The sequence below is a fragment of the Mesorhizobium sp. RCAM 05104 genome, from assembly GCF_059683645.1.
Map to the genome: position 1 here is coordinate 5,195,783 of NZ_CM185033.1, position 18,550 is coordinate 5,214,332.

Below are 18,550 nucleotides of genomic sequence, written 5' to 3' on the forward strand. Positions count from 1 at the left end.
CTGGCCTCAACACCGGTAACACAGATCGACAATTTCACAAAGTATACAAAGGTCGAGGCGACAACCCACAAAAGGCGTGACAAGCCGTCGCCGGCGTCGAGAAGTCAGTGGAGACAACCGTCGATGGCCCAATGGCTTCGGATTGTGTCGGCGGCGGTTCATTGCGGCGAGCGCCCGGGATATGCTGACTAGAAGCGTGACCTCAACGAGCGGTGAAGGCCGGCTTGCCAGCGCTGTACAGGGCTCAGATCCTCATCGATAATTTAAGTTGGCATGTATTCAAACGTTGAGCTAGCTTTCACTCCCATGTGACGCGAGCTATGACAACTTTGCGAAATGGTAAACGCACCTCTCAATCAGCGCCGTGTCATCTCGATTCTCCACGTCGACATCGTTAACTCGACCTCCTTCGTAGAGAAGCGGGACCCAGAGCGTATTCGTGAGATCCTGCAGGCCTATTTTCGTCGTTGCGATGCGCTCGTTGAACGTTATCGGGGGACGATAGGTCACCATACGGGCGACGGGTTTCAGGCTTTTTTTGGCTACCCTTCCGCATCCGAAGATTCGGCATTCATGGCTTTAAGTGCAGCACTAGCTTTGCGGGAAATGCTGGACTCTTTTAGCTCGGTCGACCGGTTCACTTGCAGATTGGGGGTCGCGACTGGGAAAGTGATCGTCGATGCTCCTTCCGACGGAGAGGGGAAGAAGGGCCTGATGGCGTTCGGCACAACGGCACACATGGCGGCTCGCCTCGAAGAAGCCGGTCTTCCGGGCCAGATTCTCGTGGACGATTCAACGATGCGACTTTGCTCGTCAAGATTTTCCTTTCAATCGTTCGGGACTCTCAGCTTGAAGGGATTCTCTCAAAGTTTCACCGTTTGGGAAGTGAAACATCCACTTCCACATGCTTCACGCTTCGTTCCGCTGCATCTCAGCCCCTATGTGGGGCGAGTCGAAGAGCTAAACCTGCTCAGAAGCCGCTTGAAGGCGGTCAGCGACGGCCAGGGACAGGTGGTAACGATCATCGGCGAGCCTGGAATTGGAAAATCACGTCTCGTCTATGAATTCGTCAGGGATTTGCCGAAATCGAGAGTTGTAGCTCTGAAATTTCAGTGTGACAGCCAGTATAGTTCTACGCCGCTACATCCTTGGATCCACAGTATAGAGCGCTTGGCAGGTATTGGGTATGCCGATGACGTCTCCGCTCGCACCGCCAAGCTACACGCCTACTTGCGCAAGGTCCTCCTGTTTGACGAGCTACTTACAGAATATGTCTGCAATTTGATGGGGGCGAGCCAAAATTCTGTTAGTGACCACCCGCCACGGCAGCAGCTAGCAGAGCTCCAAAGGCGGTTGATCAATATAATTCTGCAAGCGGCTAGAAATTACGCGTTGGTGCTTATTGTGGAAGACATCCAGTGGAGCGACGAATCAACGCTGGAAACCATACAAAAGCTGATCGACCTTATAGAAACTGAAAAAGTCTTTGTATTGTTGACAAGCCGGCCAACGGTTAATCCACTGCGTAGTGTGTCGATGACGCTCCTTTCCCTCACACGTTTGGATTCGGAGTCGACACGATATCTGATCTCCAAGTTGAGCAATCGCGGATCAGGGATATCAGACGCCACGCTCGAACGGATCCAACGAGCCAGCAGCGGCAATCCGCTGTTTATTGAACAATTGACCGAGCATTGTGTCGTCACAAGCGATTTGCGCGAGGCGCAACCTCAAGCGAACGGAGCGTTGCCGATTCCAAACCCGCTCCAAGGAATATTGATGGGTCGATTTGATGCGTCGGGAGATTGCAAACTCGTCGCTCAGCTTGCATCGGTTCTGGGCGATCGCTTCAGCGAGAACATTCTCGCTGAAATCATCGGGGCCGAGCTCGACTATGTGAAACGCCGAATCGAAACGCTGATTGAAATGAGAATATTCAGGAGAGTTTACAGTGAGGGTGTATATTCCTACGAATTCTGCCACGCTCTTGTGCGCGATGCCGTATATTCTAGCCTACTCAAATCGGACTCGCAGCATATGCACCAAACCATTGCAGAGCATTTGGCTATGCATTGGGACGGCATTGTTCCCGATGAAATAGTTGCGCATCATTATGAATGTGCCCATGATACTGTCAATGCCCTGCGCAAGTGGCTCTCGGCAGGCCGCCGCGCCTTACGGACTGGCGCCACTAGCGAGGCATCGGCGCTGCTTAGAAGAGCGCTTTCGCTGGCCGAGCAATCGCCCAACGAGGAGCCGATCTTGGCCGATTTGCAACTTATCTACCTATCATATGGCGTTGCACTGAACGCGTCCCAAGGCATTGCGGCGAACCCGCTCGCCTACATGGTGCGAGCTGAAGAAGTCAGCACCCGCCTCGGAAATGACACTGAGACGTTTGAGGCGCTCACTTGGCAGTTTGGTTTGCATTTCAACGCCGGCGACATCGTCCAATCGATCCGGCCATGTGAAAAGATGAAAACCCTAGCGGCAAAGGTCAATGATCAGATTGCAATGGCGAGTGCATGTCAAGGAATGGGAATGGCCGAGTTCATGTTAGGCAACTTTCAAAACGCCCAAGCCGAATTTGATCAGGCCTTGGCAGTCGCGGCAGGCATGAAATCTGACGTGCACTGCTTTCCCAGCATGACGCTCAGCTATCTTGCATGGACACTCCTGCTATTGGGCTTCGACAAGATGGCGACAGATTGTGCAGAGAACGCAGTTTTAAGCGCGCGAACCGAATCCTCCCACGCCCTGGCGACCGCTCTCAGCAACTGCTGCTATGTGTTCCAGTGCATGGGCCGGATTGATAAGATATACGAATTGAATTCCGAACTCGTCGAACACACACGGAAGTACGGAGAGCACATCTATCTAAGGCGGGCGATCATAATGCGAAACTGGGCGGACGCGATAAGCGGCAACGACATGGGCGCGCTCGATGAGATGTCCAGCCACATACTGTTCCTTGTGCAGTCAAAAGAAGAGATTGAAACGACGTTTCTATATTCTCTTCTAGCACAGGCTCAGCTTAAGTTCGGAAATTGTGATGACGCCAAGCGAAATCTTCATATCGCGATGGCCATCTCCGAGAAAAACCATGAGCGATTTTACCTACCTGAAATCTATAGACTGATGTTCGAGGCAGAAAACATGAAGTCGTCCGACGCAGGCCGGGATGCGGGGCTTCACTACCTGCAGCTGGCCAAAGAGACGGCATTGTCTCAGGGCGCCCGTTGGTGGCTCGCGAAAGAACATATGGAATAGGTCGCCTGAGCCACCACCTTGCGCCCCGAGGTGCGCGTGTCTTGCACAACGTCGACCTCTGCCGCTCCTGAAGCTATGAGCGAGGCCGCCATCAAGGTGATGTTGCTAGGAAACTGAGCCTCACGTTGCAGCCGTGTCGCAGTCTTCGTCAGGAAAGCGATCGAGCCTCGATCTCAGCGACTGGCGGTATCGTCCTCGAAAAGAGGCCATACGTGTCGAACGTAATCATAATCGAGCTGTGCCCCCATGAGTCTGAACACGCTTCGTCGAGAGCTTCTGTTCGATGAAGAGGCTCGGTGCCGCATGACGCAACGCATGAAAGGCGGCCGCCACAATGCGGCCACTACGCACGATAGTGGGTTTGAAGTGGTAGCGGGAGAGCGCTACCGCCTTTCCCCCCATCCTGAAACCCTGCGATATTTTCTACGATGTTGGGCATGATGGACCTGTCTCGGTGCTGGAAAGACCGATGGAGAACGGAAAGTCTGACCCGAAGCCGACTTACGCCTGCCGCGACGTGAACGGCTGCTTTGCGCCTATGTCGGTCGTTGAGATCAGACGGGTCAAAGCCTGGAAGCAGATGAAGTGATGGCTCCCGCTTCGCAGACCTTAGGAAACAGCACTTATTGATCGGGACAGTCGCGAGCGCGAGGTTTATAGTCTCGCCAGAAACCGTTTGTGTGCTTGGCGTCGTCTAGATTTGACTGGCAAGCAAGTCTCTAATCGCCTTTTTGGCAACCTTTCCATAACCAGACTTTGGCAGTTCGCTCCAGAACAGATACCGCTTCGGCAGCTTGTAGCGCGCAATCTTGTCCATCAGCCAAGCATCGATGTCCAAAGTTGCGACGTCGATGCCAGGCGCACGGACACAAACGGCGATCCCAACTTCGCCCCAAATTGGGTCCGGGAACCCGAGCACCGCCACCTCGCTGATGCCGGGATGGGTGAGGATCTTCTCCTCGATTTCGCGCGGGTAGATGTTCGAGCCACCGGAAATATACATATCCGATACCCGGCCGGTTATGTACAAAAAGCCTTCGGGATCCATGTGCCCGACGTCACCGGTGCGGAACCAGCCATCCCTAAATGCCTTCGAATTCGCTTCTGGATTGTTGAAGTATCCAGGAAAGACGGCGGGGCCGATCACGCAAATTTCTCCCGTTTCGCCGAGTTCGAGCTCTTTGCCCTCGGATGATTTGATGGCAACCTGCATCCCTGTTCGCTCAAAGCCACACGTGCCGATCCTCGCATCGGGACCGTCACCCAGTCGATGGTGGTTGGGCGGGAGAACTGTGATGTTGCCCGTCACCTCGCCGAGCCCGAAATATTGAACCAGAACAGGCCCGAGCTTCGTCAGGGCCTGCTCTTGATCCGTGCGATACATAGGGGCTCCGGCATAGATGACATGGCGAAGCGATGAGTGATCATACCGATCCACAGCAGGATGCTCGACCAGCATCTTGAGGATTGTCGGGACGGTGAAGACGTTGGTGATGCGCCACTTTTCGATCAGAGCCCATGCCGCTTCGATGTCGAAGCGATCTGTCGCCAGCAGCACTGTCTTAGCGCCTCGCGCCACTTGTGTCAGCTGGTGGACACCTGCGCCGTGAGACAGTGGCGCCACCACGAGCGATGCGTCGTCTTCTGTCGTCCCTGGCATGAGATCGCAGAGATGGTTGGTGATGACGAACGACATCTGGCCATGCGTCAGCGCCGCCGCCTTTGGCCGACCCGTCGTGCCTGATGTGAAGAGGAACCAGCAGGGGTCGTCCCGCTCAACTGCTGCCGTTTCGACCTGCTTGCCGTCGTGCTGCGAAACCACCTTGTCGTAATCTGCACCGAAGGCAGCTTCGCCTATGGATATAAAGAAGCGGAGAGGTGCGGAGGAGGCCGCACAAGCGGTCTGATGCTGCGCAAACATGTTGCCGCAGATCATCCCTACGGCACCGCTTACCTCTGCCTGGTAGGCTACTTCTTCCGGTGTCTGCCGAAAATTGGTTGGCACCCACACCGCGCCAATGCGGAAGCAGGCGAACATGGACTCGAACATCTGATTGCAGTTTTGCGACTGCACGAGAACGCGATCGCCTTTCTTTACCCCGTAAGTTTCAGCAAGGGCGCAGGACATCGCATCGATCCGCCGATCGATCTCCCGCCATGTCCAGCATTTGTCTCCCCAGACAAATGCGACTTTTTCGGGAAATCGCCGGGCTGCCTGGGTGACGAACTGCGACAGGTTCATCACGCGCTTGGACACAGGCTCGATTGAATGCTCAGTCGCCCCGTTCATCGTGACCGCTCCAGGATTGAGACGTAGTTGGTGACGGCAGCACCCCCCATGTTGAAGACACCGGCAAGGCTCGCATTCGAAACCTGCATTCCGCCGGCCTCGTTCATCAGTTGTTGTGCCGCCATCACATGCATGGAGACGCCGGTGGCGCCGAGCGGATGGCCGCGCGCCTTCAGGCCGCCAGAGGGATTCACCGGCAGCCGGCCGGAGCGTTCCGCGACCCCTTCGCGAACGATGCGAAACCCCTGGCCGGGCAGCGCCAGGCCCATCGCCTCGTATTCGATCAGTTCCGCGATGGTGAAGCAGTCATGTGTCTCGACAAGGTCGAGATCGTCGATGGCCAACAGGGAGGTCCCGAGCGCCGTTGCCCAGGCCCGCCGCGCGCCATCAAAGGCGATCGGATCGCGCTGGCTCAGCGCCATGAAGTCATTGGCATGGCTTCTGGCGCGAAATGCGATCGCACGAGACATGTGGGCCGCGGTCTCCTCGTCCGCTATGACGATGGCGACAGCCCCGTCCGACACCAGGGAGCAATCGGTTCGCCGCAGAGGGGCGGCGACATAGGGGTTGCGCTCCGATACCGTGTTGCAGAAATCGAAGCCCAGATCCTTGCGCATATGCGCAACCGGGTTGGCGACTCCGTTGCGATGGTTCTTCGCGGCGATAATCGCCAGTTCCTCGGATCTGTCGCCATAGCGCTGGAAATAGGTCTTCGCGATGCGCCCGAATACGCCCGCGAAGCCGCCTTCCACATCCGCCTCTTCCTTGCGATAGCAGCCGGACATCAGGACATCGCCAACCTCGCTGGAGGGCAGGCCGGTCATCTTTTCGGCGCCGATCACCAAAGCGATGCGTCCGCGGCCGGCCTCGATGAAATCGAGTGCGCCAAAAAGCGCGGCTGAACCGGTCGCGCAGGCATTTTCAAAGCGCACAGCAGGTGTCGTGGCAAGGCCGTGATGACTCATGCCGACAAGTGCGGCCTGAAAATCCTGACGGGAAAAGCCGTTATTGTAGACGCCAACGAAGATGCCATCGACATCCGCTGGTCCGACGCCGGCATGGTCGAGCGCCGGGCCAGCGACCTCCGCCATCAACGTTTCGGTGTCGACAGCGGCGGACTTGCCGAAATTGCTATGAGCCCATCCGATCATCTGTGCTCTGGCCATATCAGTTCCTTTCGGCACTCGAAGAGCGCCGTCCAATCAGCCCGTTCTTTGCTCGCGGCATCCATTGCCGCCATTGCGGTCAGGCCCTTGCGCACCGTTCCGGCTTCGCCGAAATCTCCCTCTCGAAAGCGCGGATGCCGGCCGTGAACGATTCTATCAGTTCCTCGATTTCCGCTTCGCTGATCGTCAGGGGAGGACAGACCATCAGCCATTCTCCAAACGAACCGCCGGCGGTGCGCCGCGAGAACAGCAGCAGTCCGTGGTCGCGGCAGATCATTCCAATCCGCTCGCTCGCCCGCATCTCTGCCGGGAACGGTTCCTTGCTTACCTGGTCTGCGACGATCTCCACGGCCATGTGCAGCCCAAGCCCGCGAATGTCGCCGATGATGCCGGTCTTGCCTTTGATGTCCTTCAATCGGATTTTGATCAGCGCGCCCAGGTTCCGCGCCCGCTCCATCAGACCGTCTTCCTCGACAACCCTCAGAACCATGTCGGATGCAGCGCAACTGACGGGATTGGCTGAGTAGGTATGACCGTGCTTGAAGCCGCCCGAACGGCGCACATCGCTCACCATGTCTGCCGACGCCAAGACCACGCCGAGTGGTGCATACGAGCCGCTGACGCCCTTTGCCAGCGTGACGATATCGGGCCGGCAATCCGGCCAATGATGGCCGGCGAGAAACTTGCCCGTCCTGCCGGCGCCGCTCATGATCTCGTCGTAGATCAGCATGACGCCAAAACGGTCGCAAATCTCGCGGATGCGGGTGGAATAGCTGTCTGGTGAGACCAGGGCCCCCGTCGACACGCCACCGACCGGTTCGATCATGAAGGCGAGGATGGTTTCAGGGCCTTCCCTGAGGATCGTTTCTTCCAGCTGCCGCACACAACGGTCGACGACATCCTGCTCAGTTTCGCCGGCCGGGCGCCGATACATAAGCGGCGCCTCGATCTTTGGCATGTCGACAAACATCGGCTTGTAGGCTGCCGCATAGTCGGGGTCACCGGTAATGCCCAGAAGAGCCGTTGTCGCACCATGATAGGAAGGGATGCGGCTGATGATCTTGAAGCGTGATGCCTGACCCCGCGCCACCGCGACCTGACGGGCGAATTTGATCGCGGCCTCATTGGCCTCCGAACCGCCGGAGACAAAGAAGGCGGCGCCATAATTCCAGTTGCTCAAGCGCTCAAGCCTCGCAGCCAGCCGCTCGTTGGGGTCGTTGTCCCATCTCATGCTGTGCGCGTAGATGATGCGCCCCATCTGGTCGCGCATCGCGTCCAACACTCTGGGATGGGCATGGCCGACATTGACCGAAATGGCGCCAGACGATCCATCCAGCAGACGGCGACCAGTGCTATCCCAGATATAGACGCCTTCACCGCGGACGACTTTCGGAAATTCCTTCGTGCCTTCGGGCGTGATGAAATGTTGATAGCGTAGTGTCATGAGAGTCCTCGCACGTTGCCTGCGGGGCGGGTCTTTTCAGGACCGCTAGGCAGGAAAAGAGAAACCATTGAGTGGGGAATTCGCTGTCAGGAGCTTGGGGTCGGGGTCAGAACCAAACAGCATCCGATGGCGGGTAAAGGCCAAGAGTTCCGCTACGTGCTCGTCATTGCGCGGATCGTCGGGGAACGCCGTCCCAAAAATCTCGTCGACATAGATACGGATCATGATCTCGTCGGCGAATGCACTGGTTGCGTGCCCGATGAACCGATCAAAGGCTGCGGGAACCGGCTGCTTGGAGTGATCCCTGGCGATGGTCGAAAGTATTTCCGCCCACTGCGCCGTCAGCCTCAGCCAGACGGCGTTGGCTTCAGCGTCCTGCCGTTTCATCTGGAACAGCGACCGAAAGAACATCCGGCGGCGGCGGAACGCTCCCACGATTTCGATGAATGTCGCCTTCATCTGGGAGAAGAGGTCGACAAATTCGTCGCCCTCGGGAATCGCCGGCGCAATGTCGACCGCGGCGAACTCCGAAAAGACCTCAAGCACCAGGTCGCGGATGCTGTCGAAATGCAGGTAGAATGTTCCCGCCGCGACCTTTGCCTTTCCGGTGATCGAGCCAATCGTGAGGCTGGCAAGGTCGCTTTCCGTCAAGCAATCGAACGCCGCCCGCTTCAGTTTTGCGCGTGTCCGCGCGCTCTTGCCTTCGCCACCCGCGCCCTTGATCTGCGCATTGAGCGCGGAGACGTAGCGATCACCCAATGCCAAATGCGCTCCGGCGGAGGCCGTCTGGCTCCGGCCTGACGAGGTTCGAGCCGGCGAGGCATTTGGCGCGTTCCGATCCGTCATCTTGTCCCTCATCAGGAAGCCGCCGCGAGGAGCGTGCGGTCAGGCAGTGCCTCGCCGACCAGTCGCTCGAATTGGCCGGCCAACTCGGCCAGGTCGAGCGCTGCTTTTTTCTCGCCCGACAGATCCATCACCACCTTGCCGCGATGCATCATCAGCACTCGATCCGTGTGGCTGAGCGCATGGCCAAGATCATGGGTGACCATGACCGTCGTAATGTCTTGCGCGCGCACGATCTCCCCGGTTACGTCAGCCACGATTTTCGCGCGCTTGGGGTCGAGCGCCGACACGTGCTCATCCAGCAGCAAAACGCGCGGATTGCGGACCGCGGCCATCGCCATCGCCACCGCCTGGCGCTGCCCCCCGGAGAGAGTGCCTGTGGATTCGCCAAGCCGGTCTTCCAGTCCCATGCCAAATCGCTGGAGAGCGCTTCTCGCGGCCAGCCTCACGCTATCGCGGTCATAGCGGCGAAGGCGGAAGGCACGCTCCCTTCCCATCACGGCCAGTGCAAAATTCTCCTCGATACTGAGCGAGGAAAGCACGTTGTGCTCAGGGTTCTGGCGAACGAGCGCAATCTTGGAAGCCCTCTGCCACGAGGGCTTCTCGCTCATGTCCTCCTCGTCAATGTGCAGGGACCCCTCATCAAGGAGCAGTGTGCCCATGAGGATTGAAAGCAGGGTGGACTTGCCAGCGCCGTTGGAGCCGATCAGCGCAACGTACGAGCCGCGTGCGATATCAAGGGTCAGATCATCCAGCGCGGTGAAGACTTCCTTTTTGCCAAGGCCCGCAAAACGCTTCGTCGCGTGGCCAAGCCGGATGGCTGCTGGAGGGCTGGCGTTGCATCGCTCAGAGAAGGGTGGTGACACGATCGTTCTCCAGGAATTGCACATGTTTGCGCCGGCGGGCCCGCCAGCTTTCGAACCCGGAAATCGTGAGCGTGCCCTTTCCGTGGATGCGGGCTGCGATGAAGGCGAACACCAGGAGCGCGGTGATCAACCGAACGGAGTTTGGCGGAATGCCCATTCTGAGGCTGAGCGCCACGATGCAGCGATAAATGATGACGCCGATGATAACAGAGGTCACCCCAACCGCGACTTTGTCGGAACGAATGACGCTGGTTCCGATCGTCAATGCTGCCAGGCCGACCACGATCACGCCGCCCTGGATAGAGACATCCATGAAACCCTGGCTCTGCGCCACCAGCGCCCCCGATGCAGCCGCCAATGAATTGGCCAGCATGAGGCCGAGAACCTGATGCATCTCTGTGCGGATGCCGAGACTTCGTGCGGTCTGTATGTTCAGCCCACTTGCGCGTGTCGCGAGGCCGTATCCGGTATGCAAGAGCCAGACCAGGAACGTCGCGAAGATCAGGGTCACACCGCCCGCCACAAGGATCGAAGCGGACTGATTGCGGAGCCCCGAATTCTCGGCCCAGGTGAACAACGTATCCACCCGGACGAGAGAAACATTACCTGTGCCCATCACCGCGATGCTGACGGACCAGGCTGCCGTGGTCATCAGAATGCCCGCGAGCAGAACGTTCATCTGAAGGAACACGTGCAGCAGGGCTGTGACAAGTCCTGCAAGCGCGCCGGCACACATGCCGAGCAATAAGGAGCTGATCGGATCGAAGCCCATGAGAAGGCTGCTCGCCGCGGCCGCACCACCAAGGCCGAACGAGCCTTCAAGTGTGAGATCCGGCAGGCTGAGCACGTTGATCGCCAGGTAAATGCCCAGCGCCAACGGTCCATAGAGGAGCCCAATCTGGGCTCCGATCACGAGCACATCGATCAACATCAGCATCCGCCTCAGTAGGTTTTGACTGCGGAGGTCATCATAGTCTCGGGAATCTTGAGCCCCAAGGCGCCCGCTTCGGTCTTGTTGATCTCGAAGCCGGCAATCTTGGGAATGATGACCGGTGTCGTGGCGGGGTTAGCACCCTTCAGCACCGCCACCACAAGGTCGGCCGCCCTCGTTCCAACAGTCACATAACTGTAGCTGCCTGCCAGGATCGCCCCACCCTTGACCGCGTCGGACGTGCAGCCGAACACTGGAAGCTTGGCGTCCTTGGCAACCTTCAGCGCTCCTGCCATGCCAGAGATCGTTGTCGTGTCACAGGGGAACTCGATCGCCTGAACGCGTCCGACAAGCGACTGCGCCGCCTGGGTGGTTTCGCCAGCATTGGCGATACCCGCGGTGACGTGCTTCAAACCCTTGCTTTCGATATGCGCGACAGCGCGCGCCGCCAGAGGATCGCCCGCAGGATCACCAACCTTGTAGATAAGACCGATCGTCTCGATAGTGGGCAGGATACTCAACATGCCGTCGATTTCCGATTCAACGGGAAGGGGATCCGAGACTCCCGTCATGTTGCCGCCTGGCTTTTCGAGGGACTGAACGATGCCCGCCTCGACGGGTGTTGACACGCCGACGAACACCACAGGCACAGTCTTGGTTGCCTGCTGTATGGACTGGGCGGCGGCGGTGCCAATGACCACGATGAGATCGCAACCACCATTGGCAAATTGCTGCGCTATGGTTTGCTGTGTTGCGGCGTCAGCCTCGGGGTTTTGGATGTTCTGGACGATCTTTTCGCCGCCCGACGCCTTCAGGCCATCGCTCATCCCTCTCAGAATATCGTCGATGACGGGTGCCGACGCATATCTGTTCACACAGACTGTCTTGCCGGAAAGCGCTGCATCCTCCGCCTTCGCAATTCCAGAGCAGGCGAGAGTCAAACCTGCAACCGTCGACAGTGCGATCATTGCCTTCATGTCAGTTCCCCATGTTTGGCCGCCTTGCCAGCAGCGCTTGTCAGTTCCAATTATGAAACTGAATGCAGTTTCATAATTTGTCAATCCACACAGCGAAGGATTTGCCAGTTGAGATCCTCTGCTTCCAGCGGCGTTGCCGCCGCGCAATCATGTTTCCTTTCGAGCGCGCGCGTTCGACACGGCATCGATGCGGTCAAGGCGCAATTGAACTGAGCGGCTGATTGCGGTTGCGACCTGTAGACAGGACAATCCCGAGGGCTCGCAGTTTCTGATGATAGCTATGGGATCGCTATCTCCGACATTGCAATGTCGCCGGCTCGTTTCGAAAGAGCGCTACACCCGCAGTCCAAGAACTCAATACTGATCTATCGTTTCATTTGCCCAACCAATGGGCAAGTTGGCCATCTCTTTGGTCACTTTGCTCCCTTCAACCCTTCAAGCAGCTCGTCAACATTCCCTCATCGCTGGTGAGAGGACGTTGCTATGACACAATATAATATCGCACTCATAGGTTTCGGTGGGGTCAACCGAGCCCTGACGCAGTTGATAGCGGACCAAAACGAGAGTTGGTACGCCGAGCTTGGATTCCGACTGAACATTGTCGCCGTCACGGATCTTTTCCTCGGGTCAGTGATCTCTCCAAACGGCATCGACGCCCGTATGCTGGTGGAAACCAAATTCGCCAAGGGCGGGTTCGGGCAGTTATCCGGCGGGAGCACAGAAGCTGACAGTGAAAGGGTCATCAAGCGAGCACCAGCGGATATCGTCGCCGAAGCAACCTTCACAAACTCCGTGGACGGAGAGCCTGCTGTTTCCCACTGCCGCTGGGCATTATCCAGTGGCAAGCATGTCGTCACAACGAACAAAGGCCCTGTGGCTCTGGCATGCGCTGAATTGAAGGCGCTTGCAGCGCAGAACGGCGTGATGTTTGAATACGAGGGAGTGGTGATGAGCGGCACTCCCGTCATCCGCATGGTGCAAAAAACGCTTGCCGGCGTCGGCGTTCACGGGTTCGAGGGCATTCTGAACGGTACGTCGAACTTTGTGCTTGGCCGAATGGAAGGCGGGTTGGGCTTTGCCGAGGCCGTGAAGGAAGCTCAACACCTCGGTTATGCTGAAGCCGATCCAGCCGCCGACGTCGATGGGCATGATGTCCGGCTGAAAGTCGTCATCCTGGCAAATGAGCTGCTTGGCGGAAAGCTGACACCACAAGATGTATCCTGTGAGGGCATATCAGGTCTGAGCAGGGCCGATATCGATAAAGCCTCCCGCGAGGGTCATCGCTGGAAGTTGATTGGTTCAGCGTCCAGGGCCGAAGACGGACGCATTGTCGCGGAGGTCGCTCCGCAACGCATATCGATCGACCATCCGCTTGCAGCGGTTGGCGGAGCAACCAACGCTGTCTCATTCAAGACCGATCTCCTGGGCGCCGTTACCGTTGCCGGACCTGGTGCCGGAAGAGTTGAGACCGCATATGCGCTGCTTTCGGACATCATCGCCATCCACCAATGCCCGCTAGAGGCCAACAAGAAGGAGGCTGCATAGTGACCGTTGCAAAGCTCCATCTTGCATGTGACGCCAATGACGTCGACGTGTGCAACCCCTATAACGGCGCTATCGTAGGCAGGGTGCCGACGACAAATGCCGACAAGGTCAGTGCGCTCGTTGAGCGCGCCAGAGCCGGAGCCGCATTATCGCGAGCGTTGCCGAGACACCAGCGCGCGACGATCCTCGAAAGAGCGGCCCGGGCTGTCGAGTATCGGCGCGAGGAATTCGCCAAGCTCATTGTCCTGGAAGCCGGAAAAACCATTGTGCAGGCGCGCAAGGAAGCGTCGCGCTGTGTCAACACACTGAAACTCTCTGCAGAGGAAGCAAAGAGGAACGCAGGCGAAGTGATCCCGTTCGACGCTTATGCAGGCTCCGAGAGTCGGCAGGGCTGGTTCACGCGGGAACCTCTTGGGATCATCGCGGCAATCACGCCATACAACGACCCGCTAAACCTGGTCGCCCATAAACTCGGTCCCGCGATTGCCGGCGGCAATGCGGTCTTGCTGAAACCGTCCGAATTGGCTCCTCTTTCGGCAATCCGCCTGGTCGAAACGCTGGTCGGTTCCGGCTTGCCCGAGGAGATTGTTACGGTCGCGATCGGCGGCGCCGACTTAGGCAGGGCGATCGTTTCGGCCCGAGACATTCGTATGGTCTCGTTTACCGGAGGATTTGCGACTGGCGAAGCGATCGCGAAATCTGCCGGTCTCAAGAAGCTCGTCATGGATCTCGGTGGCAACGCGCCGGTCATGGTGATGAATGACTGCAATTTCCAGAAAGCCGTGAATGCTTGCGTCTCCGGTGCCTATTGGGCCTCGGGCCAAAACTGCATAGGAACCCAGCGCATCCTGATCCAGGCGCCGCTCTATAAACGGTTCCGTGAAGCGTTCGTCGCGGGCACGCAAAAGCTCTTGGTTGGAAATCCGGAACATGAAGATACCGACGTCGGGCCAATGATATCGGGGCGAACGGCCGAACGGGCAGAGACGATGGTCAACGACGCGCTCGCAGCCGGCGCGACGCTTCTGTGCGGCCATAGCCGGCAAGGAACGCTCTATCAACCTACCGTGCTGGAGGGCGTGCCGCCGACCTGCAAACTTTGGATGGAGGAAGTCTTCGCGCCCATCGTCGTACTCCAGCCCTTCGACGCTCTGGGTGACGCGATCGCGATGGCCAATAGCCCCGAATACAGCCTGCACGCTGGCATCTTTACCACCAATATCGACGACGCATTTCATGCCGCAGCAGGCATAGAAGCGGGCGGCATAATGATCAACGACTCGTCTGACTACCGCGTCGACGCCATGCCGTTTGGAGGATTCAAATACGGGAGTATGGGCCGGGAGGGTATACGCTTCGCCTACGAGGATATGACGCAGCCGAAGGTTGTCTGCATCAATCGTGGTTAGCTTGCCCACTTCTCCGCGCAATTGGCCGACTTTCGCGAAAATGCCGCGCGAGAGAGAGAAATTGCGCGGGGAAACCGCGTTTGGGAGCGATACAATCGGTCCCAAGCAACCATGAAAATGCGATGGATCCAGAGGACATGACGAAACAGGCTCCTCCCGCGCTGTCGCAAGGCGGCACTGTTGGCCCAAACGGCATTTGCCTCGGACACGCAAGTCTCAGCGAGGTTGCGGAAGCTTATGGATCGTTCGACAGTACCCAGCTTGATCGGATTTTCGTCACCCCGCAATTGGTCGCATCTGGGTTGCAGCGCGACTGAAAGCGGGAATCTCCGGCATGGCTGTGTTCACGGATCTTTCAGATGATGATCGCAACGAGATCGCGGTCGCCTACGGCTTGGGCTCGCTGACGTCGGTAATCGGCATAGCCGATGGCGACACCGAGACGACCTATCTGTTTCAATCCTATGGCAAGGAATTTATTGTCACCCTGTTCGAGAGCGACGTCGAGCCCTTGGAGCTTGAGCGCGCATTTCGCACCATGGAAATGTTGTTCGCTGCCGGTATCCCTTGCCCCCGGACGTTCCGCACGAAAACCGGAGATGCCACCATTTCCGTTTCAGGAAAATTGGTAGCGGTCGTCAGTTTTGTGGAGGGCTCGCAGTCCGAACTGGCAAATGCCGCGAAGTGCGCTGATCTCGGGCGGCGTGTCGCGCAAATTCATAGAACATTGATGCGTCCCAACGGCCTAGCCATGCATAGCTTGCCCCGAGGCCCCATCCACGGCGCTCTTTGGCGAAACAACGTGTTCTTCATTGGTGACGAGATTAGCGGCCTTATAAATTTCAGGCTTCGCCACGATGATGTTCTGATTGATGAACTGGCGGAAGTGCTCGTTCATTGGACCATGCGTGAGGACGGAGAGCTTGACGAGGGACGTGCGACAGCCGTCCTTTCCGGCTACGTTAGCGTCAGGACACTGCAGCAGAACGAATGCACATGTCTGCCGGCTTTTGTTCTCTCCGCTGCCGCAAAGCACCTCGCCACTTTAGGAGGTGAAGCCGTTCTTTTGGAACGCGTCCAGAAGGCGTTGCTCTCGGCCCAGAAGCTGATGGCGCCCTGGATGGAGGGTGGTCCTTGAAGCGCGTTCTAGATCGTTCGGATGAACGCATTCTCGCCGAGTTGACCAAGAATGCGCGCATTGCCCATGCCGAGCTTGCCGCAAAGGTAAGCCTCTCGCGCAATGCCGTGCGTCAACGAATCGAGCGCCTCGAGCGCGACGGCGTTATACAAGGATATACGATAATCTTAGGTGAGGGACGTCCGGCGCCCTCGATGATGGCTGCGATGATGTTTGTTTATCGCCGAGACCGGATGCGCGGCAGTGATGTGATCCAGGCCTTGCGGCGTATCCCTGAGGTCGTCTCTTGTGACGTAATGAGTGGTGAATTCGATCTGGTCGTACGCGTGGAAGCTGCTGCGGCAGATCGTATCCGACAGATTTGGCAGGAGATTTCCTCACTATCCGGTGTCCAAGACACGCTAACGGCATTTGCCTTGTCGTCAATGATCCGGCGATGAAACGAACCCGCTGGCCACTATCCGTGTTGCGCTGATGCAAACCGCGCCAGACTTAGGGGGCAAGAATGATCGGCGAGCCGTCGTAAAGGCAATCAAGACGGAAGTCGCGCAGGTCCATTGGGTCACAAATCCTATGTCCAGTGGAAGGGGTGTGAAATACAGGCGCCCGTCTCGGCGCCTGTATTGCTGCCGGTTTCGCAATTAGGTGCGAAGCGCGTTGTCCAAGTCCTCGATAATGTCTTCTACGGATTCGAGGCCGACAGACATCCGAAACACGCCATCGCCGGCGAAGGAGACGTAGTCGGACAACTGCGCACCCTTTAATTCGTAGGTCGCAGTGTTCATGTCCTCGGTGCCAAGGAACGCAACCAAACTCCGCTGATGCCCCAATGAGACCGCGTAGTGAACCAGCCGCGTGTTCTCGGACAACTGTCTTGCGGTGGCTTGAGGATTATCGACCTGGAAGGTGAGCATTCCACCGAAAACGGCCATCTGGCGCCGCGCCAGATCGTGTTGCGGATGCGTTTCCAGGCCTGGATAAATGACCGATCTGACCTGCGGGTGTTTCGCAAGAAAGGATGCAATCTTCCCGGCCGAGTCCGAGATTGTACGGACGCGTGGGTAAAGCGTATCTATCCCGCGCATAATCAACCATGCGCTGTGTGCTGAAAGGGATGCACCGAGATAGACCCCGGCCCGCGAGCGAATGGCTTCAACCAGGTCCTTCCGGCCGCACACGATTCCACCCAGCGCGTCTCCATGCCCATTGATGTATTTGGTGAGGGAATGAATGATAAGATCGGCGCCGAGCTCGATCGGTCTTGTGGCGACCGGGGTGGCCAGCGTGGAGTCAACCACGAGCAACGTTCCATTGTCACGCGTCAGTGTTGAAAGTGCGCGGATGTCGCTTAGTCGGAGTATTGGATTGCAGGGGCTTTCGCATAGAAGTAGTTTCGTGTTCGACCGCAAGGCATTTTTTACTTCGTCAATATTCGATGTATTCACGGCGGTCACTTCAATACCGTATTCAGGCAAGAGCCTGCGCGTAAGCTCATTGGCGCCTGGATAGCAAACGTCGCTAACGATGGCATGGTCGCCACTGCGGAGAAAGGTGAAGCATGCGGCAGCTATCGCGGCGATACCGGTCGCTGTGGACACGGCATCTTCGGTACCCTCAATGCTGGCCATTCGCAGTTCGAGTTGCCGTGCGGTAGGATTGGTCCATCGTGCGTAGAGGTAGGGCAGTGTTGTGAGATCGCCGTTGGCTGCCGCAGAAAATGATCCGGCATCTGGTGCCAGAGCGTAGTTCACAGACATCGAGATGTTCGGAGCAATTGCCCTCGTTATTGGGTCGATTATCAATCCACCATCGACGGATAGCGTTTCTGGGCGAAACGCGCGGTTCGTTAAGTTGTTTGGAACACCATGAATATTCGAGGTCATACTATTGCATCTCCGGAGCATCACGCAGACAATTTATCCGGTGGGATAGATTATTGGCCGCGAAATTAGCCGATAATTGCCGCCAAGGCGCGCGCGAAGGCGCTCGCTTGCGCTTTGGCGGCGAGTTTGAACGTCACAGAAATAAAGAATTGTTCCGTCCGCATGATGCAGAATCTCCCGAGATTCATCGATCTAAGGCTGATGAGCCTTCCATGCACGCCGGCGGAGGCGCACGTGGTCAGACTTGGGCTCAATCCCTTACCGAATACTATGAGGTCGGGCATTGCCCCCAATCAGGGGCGTCGACGCCATCGATCGGGACGAAGAGGCTGGACTTCAACGTCCGAAGAACAACATTTGTGCTGATGCGACGGATGTGCGGATTATTGTGCATTATGCGCGCGGCAATAGCATCATATGCGTCCGTATCTTCGGCTATTATTACGAGGATGAGATCAACGTCCCCGGTGACGTAATATATTTGTTGTATCTCATCCCGAGTGCTCGCCCATTTTTGCAGTCGAGGGATGGCATCGTAGTTATCCCGCTCAAGCTCGACACCCGCAACAAACGTGATGGCCTTCGAAAATGTCTTCGCATTAACGACTGCCGTTTCGGAAACGATGATCCCCTCGGATTTCATCCTCTTGACGCGTCGCTGAACTGCCGAAGCTGAGAGGCCAACCATTTCACCGATGATTTCCGCCTTCAGCTGACAGTTCCTCTGAACGAGGTCGAGGATTTTCCTATCGAAGCTGTCTAGGTCGCTGATCATTACCACACGATAT

15 protein-coding genes are annotated in these 18,550 nt (G+C 57.4%); 6 read left to right on the forward strand and 9 right to left on the reverse strand.

Annotated features, from left to right (window positions below):
* Positions 1-336: 336 nt before the first annotated feature.
* Positions 337-3,270 carry an ATP-binding protein gene (locus AC56QP_RS25440; RefSeq protein ID WP_489862961.1) on the forward strand — a complete coding sequence of 978 codons (2,934 nt, stop codon included), beginning with the start codon at positions 337-339 and terminating at the stop codon, positions 3,268-3,270.
* 694 nt (positions 3,271-3,964) lie between these two features.
* Here AC56QP_RS25440 and AC56QP_RS25445 read toward each other — a convergent pair.
* The 7 genes from AC56QP_RS25445 to AC56QP_RS25475 all read right to left on the reverse strand — a co-directional run bounded on the left by AC56QP_RS25445 (position 3,965) and on the right by AC56QP_RS25475 (position 11,787).
* Positions 3,965-5,560, reverse strand: coding sequence for an acyl-CoA synthetase (locus tag AC56QP_RS25445; protein WP_489862960.1), 1,596 nt, complete (start codon positions 5,558-5,560; stop codon positions 3,965-3,967).
* Complete coding sequence (locus AC56QP_RS25450; RefSeq protein WP_489862959.1) at positions 5,557-6,726, reverse strand: acetyl-CoA acetyltransferase; 1,170 nt, start codon at positions 6,724-6,726, stop codon at positions 5,557-5,559. The genes AC56QP_RS25445 and AC56QP_RS25450 overlap by 4 nt, the downstream gene beginning before the upstream one ends.
* Before the next feature lie 79 nt (positions 6,727-6,805).
* Positions 6,806-8,170, reverse strand: coding sequence for an aminotransferase family protein (locus AC56QP_RS25455; RefSeq protein WP_489862958.1), 1,365 nt, complete (start codon positions 8,168-8,170; stop codon positions 6,806-6,808).
* A gap of 45 nt (positions 8,171-8,215) precedes the next feature.
* Positions 8,216-8,935 carry a TetR/AcrR family transcriptional regulator gene (locus AC56QP_RS25460; protein WP_489862957.1) on the reverse strand — a complete coding sequence of 240 codons (720 nt, stop codon included), beginning with the start codon at positions 8,933-8,935 and terminating at the stop codon, positions 8,216-8,218.
* Between the two features lie 92 nt (positions 8,936-9,027).
* Complete coding sequence (locus AC56QP_RS25465) at positions 9,028-9,879, reverse strand: ABC transporter ATP-binding protein (RefSeq protein ID WP_497100992.1); 852 nt, start codon at positions 9,877-9,879, stop codon at positions 9,028-9,030.
* Positions 9,860-10,810 carry an ABC transporter permease gene (locus AC56QP_RS25470; RefSeq protein WP_497100991.1) on the reverse strand — a complete coding sequence of 317 codons (951 nt, stop codon included), beginning with the start codon at positions 10,808-10,810 and terminating at the stop codon, positions 9,860-9,862. Before AC56QP_RS25470 ends, AC56QP_RS25465 begins: the two co-directional genes overlap by 20 nt.
* Positions 10,811-10,821: 11 nt before the next feature.
* Complete coding sequence (locus AC56QP_RS25475) at positions 10,822-11,787, reverse strand: ABC transporter substrate-binding protein (protein ID WP_489862954.1); 966 nt, start codon at positions 11,785-11,787, stop codon at positions 10,822-10,824.
* A gap of 483 nt (positions 11,788-12,270) precedes the next feature.
* Between AC56QP_RS25475 and AC56QP_RS25480 the strand changes: the two genes are divergently transcribed.
* The 5 genes from AC56QP_RS25480 (at position 12,271) to AC56QP_RS25500 (ending at position 16,319) form a co-directional block, all read left to right on the forward strand.
* Entirely contained in the window at positions 12,271-13,332 is a 1,062-nt protein-coding gene (locus AC56QP_RS25480) for a homoserine dehydrogenase (RefSeq protein ID WP_489862953.1), read from the forward strand.
* A complete protein-coding gene (locus AC56QP_RS25485; protein WP_489862952.1) occupies positions 13,332-14,741 on the forward strand; it encodes an aldehyde dehydrogenase family protein in 1,410 nt (469 codons plus the stop codon). Before AC56QP_RS25480 ends, AC56QP_RS25485 begins: the two co-directional genes overlap by 1 nt.
* Positions 14,742-14,863: 122 nt before the next feature.
* Complete coding sequence (locus AC56QP_RS25490; RefSeq protein ID WP_489862951.1) at positions 14,864-15,058, forward strand: hypothetical protein; 195 nt, start codon at positions 14,864-14,866, stop codon at positions 15,056-15,058.
* 17 nt (positions 15,059-15,075) lie between these two features.
* Positions 15,076-15,879 carry a phosphotransferase gene (locus tag AC56QP_RS25495; protein ID WP_489862950.1) on the forward strand — a complete coding sequence of 268 codons (804 nt, stop codon included), beginning with the start codon at positions 15,076-15,078 and terminating at the stop codon, positions 15,877-15,879.
* Positions 15,876-16,319: an Lrp/AsnC family transcriptional regulator gene (locus tag AC56QP_RS25500; protein WP_489862949.1), complete on the forward strand. Its 444-nt coding sequence runs from the start codon at positions 15,876-15,878 to the stop codon at positions 16,317-16,319. Before AC56QP_RS25495 ends, AC56QP_RS25500 begins: the two co-directional genes overlap by 4 nt.
* A 201-nt stretch (positions 16,320-16,520) precedes the next feature.
* Here AC56QP_RS25500 and AC56QP_RS25505 read toward each other — a convergent pair whose 3' ends face one another.
* Both AC56QP_RS25505 and AC56QP_RS25510 read right to left on the reverse strand, forming a co-directional pair.
* Complete coding sequence (locus tag AC56QP_RS25505) at positions 16,521-17,762, reverse strand: trans-sulfuration enzyme family protein (protein WP_489862948.1); 1,242 nt, start codon at positions 17,760-17,762, stop codon at positions 16,521-16,523.
* Positions 17,763-18,030: 268 nt separating this feature from the next.
* Positions 18,031-18,534 (reverse strand): Lrp/AsnC family transcriptional regulator, encoded by a 504-nt coding sequence (locus AC56QP_RS25510; protein ID WP_489863519.1) that lies wholly within the window; start codon positions 18,532-18,534, stop codon positions 18,031-18,033.
* Positions 18,535-18,550: the final 16 nt, after the last annotated feature.

Bases quoted from the DNA above. Each gene is read 5' to 3' on its own strand.
- AC56QP_RS25470 (WP_497100991.1), bottom strand. From the start codon at position 10,810: ATGTTGATCGATGTGCTCGTGATCGGAGCCCAGATTGGGCTCCTCTAT.
- AC56QP_RS25475 (WP_489862954.1), bottom strand. From the start codon at position 11,787: ATGAAGGCAATGATCGCACTGTCGACGGTTGCAGGTTTGACTCTCGCC.
- AC56QP_RS25505 (WP_489862948.1), bottom strand. From the start codon at position 17,762: ATGACCTCGAATATTCATGGTGTTCCAAACAACTTAACGAACCGCGCG.
- AC56QP_RS25450 (WP_489862959.1), bottom strand. From the start codon at position 6,726: ATGGCCAGAGCACAGATGATCGGATGGGCTCATAGCAATTTCGGCAAG.
- AC56QP_RS25490 (WP_489862951.1), top strand. From the start codon at position 14,864: ATGGATCCAGAGGACATGACGAAACAGGCTCCTCCCGCGCTGTCGCAA.
- AC56QP_RS25445 (WP_489862960.1), bottom strand. From the start codon at position 5,560: ATGAACGGGGCGACTGAGCATTCAATCGAGCCTGTGTCCAAGCGCGTG.
- AC56QP_RS25480 (WP_489862953.1), top strand. From the start codon at position 12,271: ATGACACAATATAATATCGCACTCATAGGTTTCGGTGGGGTCAACCGA.
- AC56QP_RS25440 (WP_489862961.1), top strand. From the start codon at position 337: ATGGTAAACGCACCTCTCAATCAGCGCCGTGTCATCTCGATTCTCCAC.
- AC56QP_RS25495 (WP_489862950.1), top strand. From the start codon at position 15,076: ATGGCTGTGTTCACGGATCTTTCAGATGATGATCGCAACGAGATCGCG.
- AC56QP_RS25455 (WP_489862958.1), bottom strand. From the start codon at position 8,170: ATGACACTACGCTATCAACATTTCATCACGCCCGAAGGCACGAAGGAA.